The sequence below is a fragment of the Mesorhizobium sp. P160219 genome (genome assembly GCF_057786095.1).
In genome coordinates this window covers 5,548,524-5,560,755 of sequence record NZ_JBYNWG010000001.1, presented here as the reverse complement: position 1 = coordinate 5,560,755, position 12,232 = coordinate 5,548,524, and the positions used below count along the sequence as shown (strand labels likewise).

General features: G+C 58.9%; 13 protein-coding genes and 2 pseudogenes. 9 read left to right on the top strand and 6 right to left on the bottom strand.

Annotated elements, in window-relative coordinates; all coding sequences use genetic code 11:
• Positions 1 to 2: 2 nt before the first annotated feature.
• Complete coding sequence (locus tag AC3EMP_RS26935) at positions 3 to 557, bottom strand: response regulator (protein ID WP_050588792.1); 555 nt, start codon at positions 555 to 557, stop codon at positions 3 to 5.
• 158 nt (positions 558 to 715) lie between these two features.
• Between AC3EMP_RS26935 and AC3EMP_RS26930 the strand changes: the two genes are divergently transcribed.
• Together AC3EMP_RS26930 and AC3EMP_RS26925 are read left to right on the top strand one after the other, a co-directional pair.
• Entirely contained in the window at positions 716 to 3,829 is a 3,114-nt protein-coding gene (locus tag AC3EMP_RS26930) for a CheR family methyltransferase (RefSeq protein ID WP_352710966.1), read from the top strand.
• Positions 3,826 to 4,242 (top strand): response regulator, encoded by a 417-nt coding sequence (locus AC3EMP_RS26925; RefSeq protein ID WP_023668061.1) that lies wholly within the window; start codon positions 3,826 to 3,828, stop codon positions 4,240 to 4,242. Before AC3EMP_RS26930 ends, AC3EMP_RS26925 begins: the two co-directional genes overlap by 4 nt.
• Positions 4,243 to 4,422: 180 nt before the next feature.
• On the opposite strand, the gene AC3EMP_RS26920 is transcribed toward AC3EMP_RS26925, so the two are convergent.
• From AC3EMP_RS26920 to AC3EMP_RS26905, 4 genes and pseudogenes are all read right to left on the bottom strand, one after another.
• The gene (locus AC3EMP_RS26920; RefSeq protein ID WP_023668062.1) at positions 4,423 to 4,668 is read right to left on the bottom strand and encodes a hypothetical protein; all 246 of its coding nucleotides are present in this window, start codon (positions 4,666 to 4,668) and stop codon (positions 4,423 to 4,425) included.
• Between the two features lie 90 nt (positions 4,669 to 4,758).
• Positions 4,759 to 5,161 (bottom strand): annotated as a pseudogene (locus tag AC3EMP_RS26915) (SDR family NAD(P)-dependent oxidoreductase); the annotation flags it as partial.
• A gap of 256 nt (positions 5,162 to 5,417) precedes the next feature.
• A pseudogene (locus AC3EMP_RS26910) lies at positions 5,418 to 5,732 on the bottom strand (glutathione-dependent formaldehyde dehydrogenase); the annotation flags it as partial.
• A gap of 33 nt (positions 5,733 to 5,765) precedes the next feature.
• The gene (locus AC3EMP_RS26905) at positions 5,766 to 6,551 is read right to left on the bottom strand and encodes an SDR family NAD(P)-dependent oxidoreductase (protein ID WP_031214605.1); all 786 of its coding nucleotides are present in this window, start codon (positions 6,549 to 6,551) and stop codon (positions 5,766 to 5,768) included.
• Between the two features lie 531 nt (positions 6,552 to 7,082).
• Between AC3EMP_RS26905 and AC3EMP_RS26900 the strand changes: the two genes are divergently transcribed.
• The 4 genes from AC3EMP_RS26900 to AC3EMP_RS26885 are packed head-to-tail and all read left to right on the top strand — an operon-like array spanning position 7,083 to position 9,455.
• Entirely contained in the window at positions 7,083 to 7,544 is a 462-nt protein-coding gene (locus AC3EMP_RS26900) for a hypothetical protein (RefSeq protein WP_245260111.1), read from the top strand.
• A complete protein-coding gene (locus AC3EMP_RS26895) occupies positions 7,541 to 8,761 on the top strand; it encodes an NRAMP family divalent metal transporter (protein ID WP_352710793.1) in 1,221 nt (406 codons plus the stop codon). Before AC3EMP_RS26900 ends, AC3EMP_RS26895 begins: the two co-directional genes overlap by 4 nt.
• A complete protein-coding gene (locus tag AC3EMP_RS26890) occupies positions 8,758 to 9,120 on the top strand; it encodes a hypothetical protein (protein ID WP_245260609.1) in 363 nt (120 codons plus the stop codon). Before AC3EMP_RS26895 ends, AC3EMP_RS26890 begins: the two co-directional genes overlap by 4 nt.
• A gap of 2 nt (positions 9,121 to 9,122) precedes the next feature.
• Positions 9,123 to 9,455 (top strand): hypothetical protein, encoded by a 333-nt coding sequence (locus tag AC3EMP_RS26885; RefSeq protein WP_023681169.1) that lies wholly within the window; start codon positions 9,123 to 9,125, stop codon positions 9,453 to 9,455.
• Between the two features lie 80 nt (positions 9,456 to 9,535).
• Here the strand turns inward: AC3EMP_RS26885 and AC3EMP_RS26880 are convergent, their stop codons facing one another.
• The gene (locus AC3EMP_RS26880) at positions 9,536 to 9,967 is read right to left on the bottom strand and encodes a GNAT family N-acetyltransferase (protein WP_352710795.1); all 432 of its coding nucleotides are present in this window, start codon (positions 9,965 to 9,967) and stop codon (positions 9,536 to 9,538) included.
• A 345-nt stretch (positions 9,968 to 10,312) separates the two neighbouring features.
• Here AC3EMP_RS26880 and AC3EMP_RS26875 point away from each other — a divergent pair, with 345 nt between their 5' ends.
• From AC3EMP_RS26875 to AC3EMP_RS26865, 3 genes are all read left to right on the top strand, one after another.
• On the top strand, positions 10,313 to 10,633 hold the full coding sequence (locus AC3EMP_RS26875) for a hypothetical protein (RefSeq protein ID WP_352710797.1): 321 nt from the start codon (positions 10,313 to 10,315) through the stop codon (positions 10,631 to 10,633).
• Positions 10,634 to 11,265: 632 nt separating this feature from the next.
• Positions 11,266 to 11,676 (top strand): DUF427 domain-containing protein, encoded by a 411-nt coding sequence (locus tag AC3EMP_RS26870; protein ID WP_352710799.1) that lies wholly within the window; start codon positions 11,266 to 11,268, stop codon positions 11,674 to 11,676.
• A gap of 40 nt (positions 11,677 to 11,716) precedes the next feature.
• Positions 11,717 to 12,136: an HD domain-containing protein gene (locus AC3EMP_RS26865; RefSeq protein WP_352710801.1), complete on the top strand. Its 420-nt coding sequence runs from the start codon at positions 11,717 to 11,719 to the stop codon at positions 12,134 to 12,136.
• The last annotated feature ends 96 nt before the right edge of the window (positions 12,137 to 12,232 follow it).

Genomic DNA, 12,232 nt, shown 5'->3' with positions numbered 1-12,232 from the left:
TCTCAATTCATGATGCCAGACCTGTCGTTGCGGAGCACCTCCTCCATGAGTGTATTGAGCCATTCGCTCAAGGGAAGGTCATGCCGCGTCGACAACCGCTCCTCCAGCGCCGCCTTCAATGTCCGTTCGACGAGGCGATCGGCCGCCTGTGGGTCGCCCAGCAGCAGCCGCGCGGACAGCCTCAGTTTTGGAAGAGCGCGGAAAACATTGTCTTCACCAAGCGCTGTTGATTGCGCGGCGAGGATCCCGGCAACCGTCCTGAAACCGGCCGGCTTGGAGAGGTTTTGGGTGTACCGGAACCGCTCCGGTAGGGTGATCTGATCGTTTCCGGAGAAGAATACGAACGGGATGCCTCTGTCCGTCAGCTCATCGGCGAGGGGAAAAACAGTCTCACCGTTAAGATCGATGTCCAGCACCGCCCCGTCCGCTGAATCGATATATCGTCGAGCCCGGCTGACTGACGACACCGGCCCCAAAACGGTCGCCCCACAATCGCTGAAATAAGAGGCAAGTTCGCTTGCCAGCAAGAATTCGTCCTCGACGAGCAGAATTCGCATGCCTAATAACATAGCAGCCCTCCGGGCTTTAAACGGCGGTCGCGTCCATCGGTTCCGTGGCTATCGGCGGTGCGGGATGGGAATTCGACCAGGAACGGTTTACACATTGGATCGAAATCAGCGCTGCCGCGTTGCATTTCACTGAAGCAGGACAATTGATGCAAAAGCTGCCGAGGTTCCCCATAGTCGGTATTGGCGCCTCTGCGGGCGGCATTGCCGCCATGGAGGGATTTTTTCGCGGGATGCCGTCTTCGAGCGGTATGGCGTTCGTGATCGTCACGCATCTCAGCCCGGAACGGGAAAGTCTGCTGCACGAAGTGATTGCGCTTTACACCGGAATTCCGGTTCGTGTCGCTGAAGATGCAATGGATATCCATCCTGACACCGTCTACGTGATGCCGCACAACGCGATCCTCACCATCGAAAATTCCAGCCTAAAGCTGCGCCAACCGAATTCCGTGTCCAGGGAGCGCAAGCCCATCGATATCTTTTTCAGCGCGCTGGCCGAGGATCAGGGCGAATACGCCGTCGGCGTTGTCCTGTCGGGCGGCGATTCCGACGGTACGTTGGGCATCAAGGCAATCAAGGAGCATGGCGGCCTGACGCTGGCGCAACTCTCCGACGAGTCGGGTCCGAGCAATCCCGACATGCCGCGCAGCGCGATCAGTTCCGGTCTGATCGATATCGCCATCCCGGCCGATGAGATGGGTGCGAAACTCATGGAATTTGCCCATAGCTTTGAACTGCTCGACGAGCTTGAAGCTGACGATGGCAAGGCCAGTGCTTTGAAACTCCGCAAGGGCCAGGAGGAAATCTACGCGATCCTGCGCAGCCATTCGGGACATGATTTCTCGGGCTACAAGGCCAAGACGTTCTTGCGTCGCGTCAGGCGACGCATGCAAATAACACAGAACACGGCGATCGATGCCTATATAGAGTTGCTTCGTTCAAATGCGGAGGAAGTGCGGTCGCTGTTTCGCGACCTGCTGATCAACGTCACAAATTTCTTCCGCGACACGGACGCTTTCAAGACCCTGGAAGAAACCGTCATCCCCAAACTTTTCGAAGGCAAGGACGCCAACGATACGATCCGCGTCTGGGTGCCCGGCTGCGCAACCGGCGAGGAAGTCTTCTCGATCGGAATGCTGATGCGCGAGCATATGGATACACTTTCGGCTGTGCCGCGCATCCAGATTTTCGCCACGGACATCGATGACGCGGCGCTGGGCATCGCACGTTCGGCGCGCTATCCGGAGTCATTGCTTGCGGGCGTTTCGCCTGGACGTCGCGAACGCTTCTTCAGCAATGACGGCACAAGTTTCATCTTGAGCAAGAGCGTACGTGATCTCTGCATCTTCTCGGCGCACAGCGTCATCCGCGATCCACCCTTCTCGCGCATGGACATGGTGTCGTGCCGGAACCTCCTGATCTATTTCGGCCCCGATGTGCAAAAGCAGGTTATTCCGACCTTCCACTATTCGCTGAAGCCCGGTGGCTATCTGTTCCTTGGCACCTCCGAAAGCATAAGCCAGCATGCCGACCTGTTCGCACCGGTCGACAAGAAACAACGGATCTTCAAGGCACGAGAACATTCGGCGCCGCCGCGGCTGCCGATCTTGTTGAATGCTGCGCCTGCAACCAACTTTTCCAGCGCCAATGACACACATGCCCGCCGCGGCTTGTCTTATTCCCTAAGGCAAACCGTTGAAGCGCAGGTTCTCGAACGCTTCGCTCCGGCTCACGTCGTCGTCAATGGTGATGGCGATGTCGTCTATTACTCGGTCCGAACCGGCAAATATCTCGAGCCGCCGCAAGGGGTGCCGAGCAGACAATTGCTCACAATGGCACGCAGCGGCCTGCGTCTGGAATTGCGCGGCGCTTTGCGGGAAGCCGCCGAGGGCCGGCGCACGGTTGTGCGCGAAGCGATAGCCATTGAAGAAGATGAAGATCGTGTCCAATTCGTCACATTGACGATCGAGCCCTTGACTGATCGCGGCAGCGGCGAGCCGCTGTTTCTCGTCCTGTTCGAGCCGGTGGGCCAGCCGCAGCCGCGGCTGGAGGCTCTAAAGGTTCGACAGCCGGTGGCATCTGGGATTGCTGATTTCGAACGCGAGCTCCGCGATACGCGCGAGCGCCTGCAATCGACGATCGAAGAATATGAGACCGCGTTGGAGGAGTTGAAATCTTCCAATGAGGAACTCGTCTCGGTCAACGAAGAAGCCCAGTCCTCCAATGAGGAGCTCGAGGCCTCCAAGGAAGAAATGCAGTCCCTCAATGAGGAATTGAACACCATCAATGCCGAACTGGTTTCCAAGATCGAGGATCTCGATCGTGCCAACAGCGATCTGAAGAACCTGTTCGAGAGCACACAGATCGCGACTGTTTTTCTCGATACCAAGCTGGTTATCCGCAGCTTCACGCCGGCGGCGTCTTCGTTCTTCAACCTGCTGCCGACCGACATCGGAAGACCGCTGACCGATCTTGCCAGCCGGCTCGATTATCCGCACCTGCGCGACCATATTGCCCAGGTTTTCAGGGCCGGCGAGATGATCGAGCACCAGCTGCCGCGCGATAGCAACGGCATCCACTATCTCGTGCGGCTGATCCCCTACCGCGACAGCGCGCGGAAAATCCAGGGCGTGGTGGTGACCTTTGTCGATGTGACGACCATGGCTGAAGCCGAAGCCCACCAGCGGGTATTGATCTCGGAACTCAACCATCGGGTCAAGAACATGCTGGCTGTTACGGTCAGCATTGCCAGTCAGACCCTGAAAAATGCTCCCTCTTCGGAGGCTTTCGCCGAAGCGCTCATCGGTCGCCTGCGCGCCATGGCCCGGGCCTACGGAGTGCTCTCGCGTGAAAGCTGGAAAGAGGTCTCGGTAGAGGAAATCGTGCGGCAGGAAGTCGAGCCGTTCGGGCTGGAACGCATCAACACCACAGGCGAGGACATTCGGCTCAAGCCTCAGCAGGGCCTGTCGCTTGGCATGGTGATCCATGAACTTGCCACGAATGCTGGAAAATATGGCGCCTTGTCCGTGCCAAACGGCGTGGTGTCCGTGACTTGGTCGGCGTCGGATCACGGTTTTCAGCTCGAATGGTTAGAAAGCGGCGGTCCCGCTGTCATTCCGCCTGAGAAGACGGGATTTGGTCTTTCGCTGGTGAAAGGCGAAATTGAGTATCGGCTTGGCGGAAATTTTGAAACATCTTTCGGTTCCGATGGTTTGAGCTTGCGGATTGAGTTTCCGTTTGATCATCGGGAGAGCGAAACGTGACTGCATCTCGTATCCTTATCGTCGAAGATGAATGGCTGGTCGCGGAGGAGCACCGCGCAATTCTGGAAGAGGCCGGCTTCGCCATCGCCGGGCCAGTGCCGTCCGTTGCTCGCGCGAAAAAGCTGATCGAGAGTGAAGTCATATCTGCCGCGGTCCTGGACATTGGTCTCGGCGGCGAGACCAGCGCTGCCCTTGTCCCTCTTCTAGCGCAACGCGGAATTCCGTTTGTTTTCGTCAGTGGGTACACAACATCCGACATTCCGCAGGATTTGCGTCATCACAAGATGCTGTCAAAACCCGTGTGGGCTGCCGCGCTGGTCGAGGCCGTGCGAAATATGCTCGGTGTTCAACCGACAGCTTTGGCAAGACACCAGGACAGCGGAACGGTGCCAACCCAACGAGAAGCCCGGTAACTGCACAAAGACACTGGTTTTTCATCAGATATGCGACGACATTCGGGTCCAGGCCCGAGACGGCGTCGCCGGCAAGTGCCTGCGATCCGGCCGGCACGATTGGCATGCTCCCGGTCTGGCGTACTCCAGCGCTGGGCGAAACTTCGCCACGGCGCGACGATTGGTCAGGCGATGAGCCTATCAAACGACGGGCAGTTCGCCCTCGGTTTGCCTCGCGTCGAATAGGACGCCAAGGCCGTAAGTGACGGCGCCAGCGGCTATCATCTCTGCCAACGCTGCGCTTGACACCGGGCAATGCGGCATGATTGCCTTGATCGCGAGTTCGGCATTCGCGATCGACACGAAATCGTGCCGTCGCTTACGGGTCTCCAGATATTGTTCGATCAACATCTGCAGTCGCCTTCTTTCTATTTCATCGCCAGCCATTGGTTCCTCCTGTAGACAGTCTGAAAGCCCACCACGCCTAAGGAGCGGTGGGCCTGGCGGCCCTTTTTGAGGACCGTTGACTCGAGTGAGGCGAGCAGCGTTGCTGACCAGGATGTCGAGACCGCCGAGGGGCGTTGCTGCTTCATCGACCAGCTTTCTGCAAAAGGCCTAATTGCGGATATCGCCGGCAAGCCTTTTGACCTGCCGCTTTTATTAGGTCCACCAGTTCGTCGGCGTCTTCCTGTTCTTCGGGGAGGTAGCCGAAAGCAACGTCCGCACCCTCGCGCGCGAATGCAATCGCCGCCGCACGACCGATTCCGGAATCGCCGCCGGTTATCAGCGCTTTGCGACCGGCAAGCCTGCCTGACCCCTTGTAGGTTGTCTCGCCGTGATCCGGGCGCGGCACCATCTTGTTGGTCAAACCCGGCCACTTCTGTTCCTGTGGCTTGAACGGCGGCTGGGGATATTGCGTCGCCGGATTCTGTTTGAGCATCGGGCTAGCAGGGCCCGCTTTAGCAGGCACTGTTCCCGTATCGGCTGACGCCGTGGAAGCATAAGCGGCGACAATTCTTCCCGCTATGCTTCCAACCACAAGTCTACGCGCTGCGTCTGGTACATCATCATGCTGATCGTGGTTCATCATGGGCTCGCTTTGACGGCAGGTGATCGTTACGGAAGTGCCACCTAACCGGCCGCCGACGCGAATGTTCCCTTATGATTGCAGTGAAGTGTCGGTCGCCTTGCCCGTCTCAGCCGTGAGGCCGCATCACCACTTTGACACAACCATCCTGCTTGTCGCGGAACGTCTTGTAGAGGCCCTGTTTCCAGATCGGCCCGGTGGGTAATCACAAGGGAGGGATCGATTTCGCCGTTCTGGACCATGGCCAAAAGAGGTTCGAGGAGCGTTGCGTGTGCGTCTGGCCCATCCGGAAAGTCGGCCCCTTATTCATCGCCGCGCCAAACGGGATATGATCGACCAGGCCAACATAGACGCCGGGCCCGAGATTGTGCCGCCCTTGCGGCAGCAATAGATTTGCCTCGCGCAGCACATGCCGTCTCTGCGAATGCCAGCCCGTTTGATGACGCGAAATATCAGCTCAGTCGCTGGACGCCGACCCCGGCTCGGCCATCCTACGGTGCTGTTCGGCCAAGGTGCCTGCCGGCGTGACATGCGCGGCGGCAACCTGCAGCTTGTTTTTCCAACCGCTGACGACCTGTTCATCACCGGCCATCATCGCCTCGTAACCCGTCTTGGCGACATCGGCCGGATTGTCCTTTTCATCGGTGCCGACCTTGGTATCCATCATTTCAGCGCGCTCGAAGAATCGCGTCTGCGTAGGGCCAGGCATCAGCACGGTGACCGTCACGCCGCTATCTTTCAGCTCATGGCGGAGCGCGATCGAGAAGGAATCGATGAACGCCTTCGTGCCGTTGTAGACGGCCTGGAATGTGCCGGGCATGAAGCCGGCGATCGATCCGGTGAACAGGATGCGCCCGCGGCCTCGCCGGGCCATCTTGGCGCCGAGCTCATGCGCCAGATAGACCGTTCCGGTGACATTGGTGTCGATGATCCGGCGGACTTTTCGCCAGTCCTGGTCGACGAAGCCGTTGCCGAGCCCGCGTCCCGCATTGAGAAACAACAGGTCGATATCGCGATCGCCGATCTGGGAGATCAACCGATCGGCGCCCTCGACGGTCGCCAGGTCGGCCTCAATGGCTTCGACCGTTACATTGTGGGTCTCAAGTGCCTCTGCCGCCTGCCGGATGGCCGGCTCGTCGGCGGCGATGATCAGGTCGTAACCGTCTTTAGCGCACAGCTTTGCGAGTTCCCTTCCGATGCCACTCGAGGCGCCGGTCACCACAGCGAGTTTGGCGTCCGTCATCATATCCTCCATCTTCGTGCCATCGGAACCACGAGCGGGCACAATTGTTCCGCGGCGTTTGGGCTGGATTGATCGTGCGCTGTCATGACGGTCAGGCGACGGTCGTCGTCGCGGTCCTTGCGCGCATTCATGGATGAGCGTTGGGGCAAAAGCCGTTCTTCGCCATGAGAACTCGCGATGGCCTACCTTCAAAAGGCCCCCAAACGCATGGATTGAGTACTCAGAACGGCAATGAGCCTAATCAGTTGAAGTTGGAACAAGTGGCTCGGTTGGAAGTTCGAACCGTGCAGCGTTGTTGCCCTCCCATGTTGATGCTGCGCGATCGGGTCATCCCCTCAGCCCGATCTCCCGCGCTTCTCCGCGCCAAAGAGAAGCGCGGGCCTCCCTCTTTCACGGCTGTCCGGGATGAGCGTTTTGTTACGTTGACTAGCCGACCTCACAGGCTCGTCGTCGGTTTCGTTGACGAGCTCTCCGAGGGCTCTAGATCATTGATGCCGGACGCAGTTGGTTCGGGCCGGGGAGGAAATCCGCGTGGTGCATACAACGCGCGCTGTACCCCATAACGACCGTCATTTTCCGGTTGGCTGCCTGTGCTTGCTGCTGATTCTAGCCGGGTTGGCCGGATGCTCGTCTTCCAATCAGGTGGCGCAGCAATCACGAAGCGCGGCCTCCGCGGCACAGACCGTATCGATGGTGCTGGATGCCTGGGGGGAGGGAGCGGCACCGTCCGCCTATGCCACGGCCGCACTGCACTCGGTCGGAAAAACGCTGGCCGATGTCGAGGCGGAAATTCGATCGGCCGAGACCGCTGAACCAGCCGGGCGAGCAGGACTGACGGCAGCAGTCAACAGTTTGTCGGTTGCGGTGGCGCATGCCGAGGCGGGATTGCGGGTGAACAATCGCACTGAGGTGAAAAGCGCACAACAGGATCTTCGGGCGGCCATGCGCTCGCTCGCCGCCGCTTACACCAGCGCTTTCGGACCAAAGCCGTGAAGAAGCTTCTGGAAATATCGCTTGGCGTCGTCACCAGTGTCGGAGGTTTCCTCGAAGTCGGGTCGATGGCTACGGCGGCGCAGGCGGGTGCCGCCTTCGGATTCCAGCTGATCTGGGCCATAGTTCTCGGCACCATATGCATCATCTTTTTGGTTGAAATGGCCGGTCGGTTCGCCGCGATGAGCCATCACACGATCTCAGAGGGCATTCGTGAAAGATTTGGGTTCAACGTCTTCCTATGGCCGTTGCTCGTCGTCCTTCTCGTCAATTTCATGGTGCTGTCCGCTGAGATCGGCGGTGTGGCCATCGCACTCGAACTTGCCACCGGCATAGGCTTCCAGTGGTGGGCACTGCCGGTGGCGTTGCTGGCATGGCTGCTGCTGTGGAAAGGCACGTTTGGCTTTATCGAGAAAGGCGTTTCGGTCCTCGGCCTCGTGACGCTGTGCTTCGTGGTTGGTGCGGTGATGTTAAAGCCCGACTGGACAGCGGTCGCTGGCAGCGCCGTGCCTTCGCTGCCGGCTCACGATGCCATCAATTACTGGTTCATGGCGGCCAGCATTCTCGGCGCGTCGATATCGCCTTATCTTTTCATGTTCTATTCCTCGGGAGCTATCGAGGACAAATGGGATGAAAGCCACCTTGGGGCCAATCGTGCCATCGCCGGGCTGGGCATGACCTTCGGTGGGACCATTTCGATCGGCGTGTTGATCGTCGCTGCTCTCGTTCTCGCGACGCGCGGCATCGACCAGGTGGACGACTATCACCAACTGCCGTTGATGCTGATCCCTATATTCGGCTTCTGGGGGTTCGTTCTATTCGTTGCCTCGCTCGCCATTGCCTGTTTCGGCGCCGCACTCGAAGTCGGGTTGCAACAGGCATATCTGGTGGCACAGGGCTTTGGCTGGACGTGGGGTGAGGATCGCAAGCCGCGCGATGATCCGGGCTTCAGTGCCGTCTATACGGCATCATTGTTTTTGGCCGCCATTCCGATCATGCTTGGCCTCGACCCACTGAGGCTGACCATCTTTTCCATGGCGGTAACGGCGGCGAGCCTTCCGCTGACGGTAGTTCCATTTCTCTTCCTGCTGAATGACGAACGCTATGTCGGCGAACATCGCAACGGCATCATTTTGAATGCCGCCGTTGTCTTCATTATCGCGCTTGCCTTCGTGCTCGCCGTGGTGACGATTCCGCTGCAGATATTCGGAGGCACATGATGGAATTGATGCGTGATCTCCTGGACAAGCAGGTGTTCGACCGCCGGCGGGTCAAGATCGGCAAGGTCGACGGAGTGGTGGCCGAGTTGCGGCGGGGCAAACCACCAAGGATTGTCGCGATAGAACTCGGCTCCATCACTTTGGCGCGCCGCCTTGGCGCGCGGCCCGGCGAATGGATGGCGCAACTGGCGACGAGGGTGGGTGGCAAACGCCACGCCGTGCCACACAGGATTGCGTGGAAAAAGGTGCAGGACAACGGGCTCGACATCGAATGTGACATCGAGGTGGGCGAGACGTCGATTTTCGCCTGGCAGGACTGGTTGCGCGATCATGTCATCGGGCGCATCCCAGGAGCGTGATGATGAGGACAGTCAACCTCGAACATCTTGCCGGGCGACGCGTGCTCTCGCAGCGCGGAAAGAGCATCGGTCACATCGAAGAGATTCTCGCCGAACAGCGTGGCGACGAGCTCGTCGTTACTGAATTCCACGTTGGCATCTACGCCGCGTTCGAGCGTCTGTCGGCCTCGACCATCGGCATCGCGATGCTCGACCTCTTTCGGCTGCGCCGCCGCGACGGCCTGTACCGCATTCCCTGGGATAAACTCGATATCTCCGATCCGGCGCGACCGCGGCTGCTATGCCCGATGACCGAGCTTCCTGGATGGAAAGGGCAAAAGGACCTTCGGGAGTAGATGGCTACGGCTCGGGAGGGCTAAGGCGCCGGCATTTTGCCGGCGAACAGCCGTTCGTGCAGATGGCGCCTCCGCAAAGATTACTGCAGGTTCTTGCGAAGGAAGATGTGGGCATGTCCTGGAATAACGAATTCGACTTTGCCGAATTCCTCAAACCCATGAAGCCGGTAGAATTGAGGCGCCTGGAAACTGCTCGTCTCGACGACGGCTCTCTTGCATCCGCGCCTAATGGCTTCCTCCTCAATCGCCATAAGAAGCTGTGATCCATAGGATCGGCCACGCAATTTTTCAGGCAAGAAGAACATGTCGAGAAACAGGAGCCCCAGTTCCGTTCTGCCCCAAATTCCACCCCAGATCTTTCCCGAGGGGTCGGTAAGCTCCGCGCCGATCACTGCCCGGTCATGGATTCCGGTTTGTTCGATGTTGTGTCGATAGAGCGCAGCGGCCGCCTGCGTTCGTGCATCCCCGTTGTGAGCCAGAGCGATTGTAAATCCTTCGGGTCGAGCCGGCATGCCTTCTGCTCCTGCGTCGAAATGTTCTTGAGATTCAACCGTCAGATTAACATCAAGGCGGCCGGTTCGGTCTCAGCTCTGATCGCCGCTTCTGTTGTAACCCGTCTTGCCCACATTCCGCATCGCGATCCGCGTCGGATGCATGCAGCCGCGCCCAACATATCGCTTTGGTGTTGAACAAAGCCCATCCTGCCTTGTCAGGTCTCATCACAATTCGTGCGCCGGCAAGAGTATCCACCTCGACGAAGGCTGCTGCGGATCACAATCCATTACGCCGGGAACAATGAGAAAAACCTGTCGTTGGGAAAGCGATCGCAATTCGGCGATTCAAACACGGAGACTCCAATGTTGAAGAAAATTCTAGCCGCGTCGGTGCTAACTATTGCCTTGGCCGGTTCCGCCTTGGCGCAGACAAATGGAACGGGTGCTGGCGGCACGGCTGGCATGGGTAATGGAACTGGTACTGGAACTGTTGGCAGCGGCGGCGCCGCTGGCAATGGCACTGGCAGCGGGAATGCGGCCGTGCCAACCGATCCGAATTCCACAAACTCGACTACAAAATCGAACGGCATGACCGACCGTTGCAAGGACGCCGCAGGCAATGACATCGATAACAACACTGCAAGTGGCGCAACGACCTCGACCGTGCAAAATTGCAACAAGTAGCCGATGGACCTAGCGGCTTCGGCCGCCCGAAGGCCCGCCATCAAGACAATGGCGGGCCTCCGAACACGTGCCTCGCATGGCTGGATACATAGGAGCACATGTGTCCAAAGAGACCCGGCGGGCCAAACTCGATCGCTTAGCAGCCTCGATTCCGAAGCACGAATTCGAATTCCTAATGAAGATTGCAAAGCTAAGCCGTCATGACCTACTTGGCCTGATCGCTAAACACGATGGCGGCAGGGACAAGGTCTATAGGGACCTTGCGGCCCACTTGGCAGCAACTGAGGCCGCCCTGGAGCCCGTACATGAGGCGGCAGCTGACGACGGCCAAACAGCTGGAGCATCTCCAGCCACGAACTCGCCCGCCGGCAAGTAGCGGCGAAGATCATTTCGGTGCCAGCCCTGACGCTCCACGGAAGTGACGACCGTGTCGTCCTTCCAAAGTCTTCGAATGGGTTGGACGAGCATTTCACCGCGCCTTACCAACGAGAACTGCTGGATACGGCAAGCGGTAGGCGCTTTAAGGCCGGCTGCCATTCAGCTTCATCGGACATGCCGGAACCTGAAGCGCCGCCGCGCATTTCGTCTCCAGGCATGACCGATCTTGCGGAAATCGCCAGGGAGAAATTCAGATGCAAACTTCAGGCGCAACTTCACAGCAAAACCTTGGCCGATTGGCCATAGAACCGTTTTCCGGCACGGTGACGGTGCGGTTTTCCGACGCCATCGTCGCAGCTACGGAGCGGGCGAAGGTCCTGCGTGAAGACGGGCACGAGCCCGTTTTCTATATCCCCTTCGAGGACATCTATTTCGATCTTTTCGAAAAGACCGACACCACCACCTGGTTCCCGCTTAAAGGCACCGCAACCTACTGGCGTGTCCACGCCGTCGGCAGTTCTTCCGACGATTTCATGTGGGCCTACGAAACGCCCGATGCGGCCGCTCTGGCTATTGCAGGTCACGCCGCTTTCGATCCGGAAAAGGCCCGTATCGATGTCGACCCTGCCGAGGACAAGCGACACACGCCACATATCGTCGAATAGGTTTCATCAGGCAGAGACAATCACGGTAACGACAGGCGCGATGAGCAGTTTCTACCAGGCGGCAAAGATTGCGGAGGAGGTTCACGCGTCGCAGCGCGATAAGACCGGGCGGCCCTACATCGAGCATTGCCGCCGTATCGTCGACGCCGTCGAGACAATCGATCAGAAGACTGTTGCCTACCTTCATGACGTTCTGGAGAAAGGCGAAGGCTGGACCCGCGCCAAGCTCGAAGAAGCAGGCTTCGGACCGACAATTGCCGCGGCGGTCGATGCCATGTCGCGCAGGCCGGATGAGGAGTATTTCGCCTTTGTCCGGCGGGCTGCGTCGAACCCAGTGGCGCTCCCCGTAAAACGCGCCGATCTGGAGGACAACATCTGGCAGTCGAGGCAGGTCGGAGCGTCGGCGGCCAAATATGAAGAGGGCCTTCGCATACTTGACCAAGAGTTCTCCCGACAATAGTGCGCGCCCGACGCTGGCATTGCATCTGCCGAGGCAGCCATCGCCTGCGAGAGCTTGCGGCGCACAGCACGTTTCGGCTCTCCTGGCCGTCAGTTT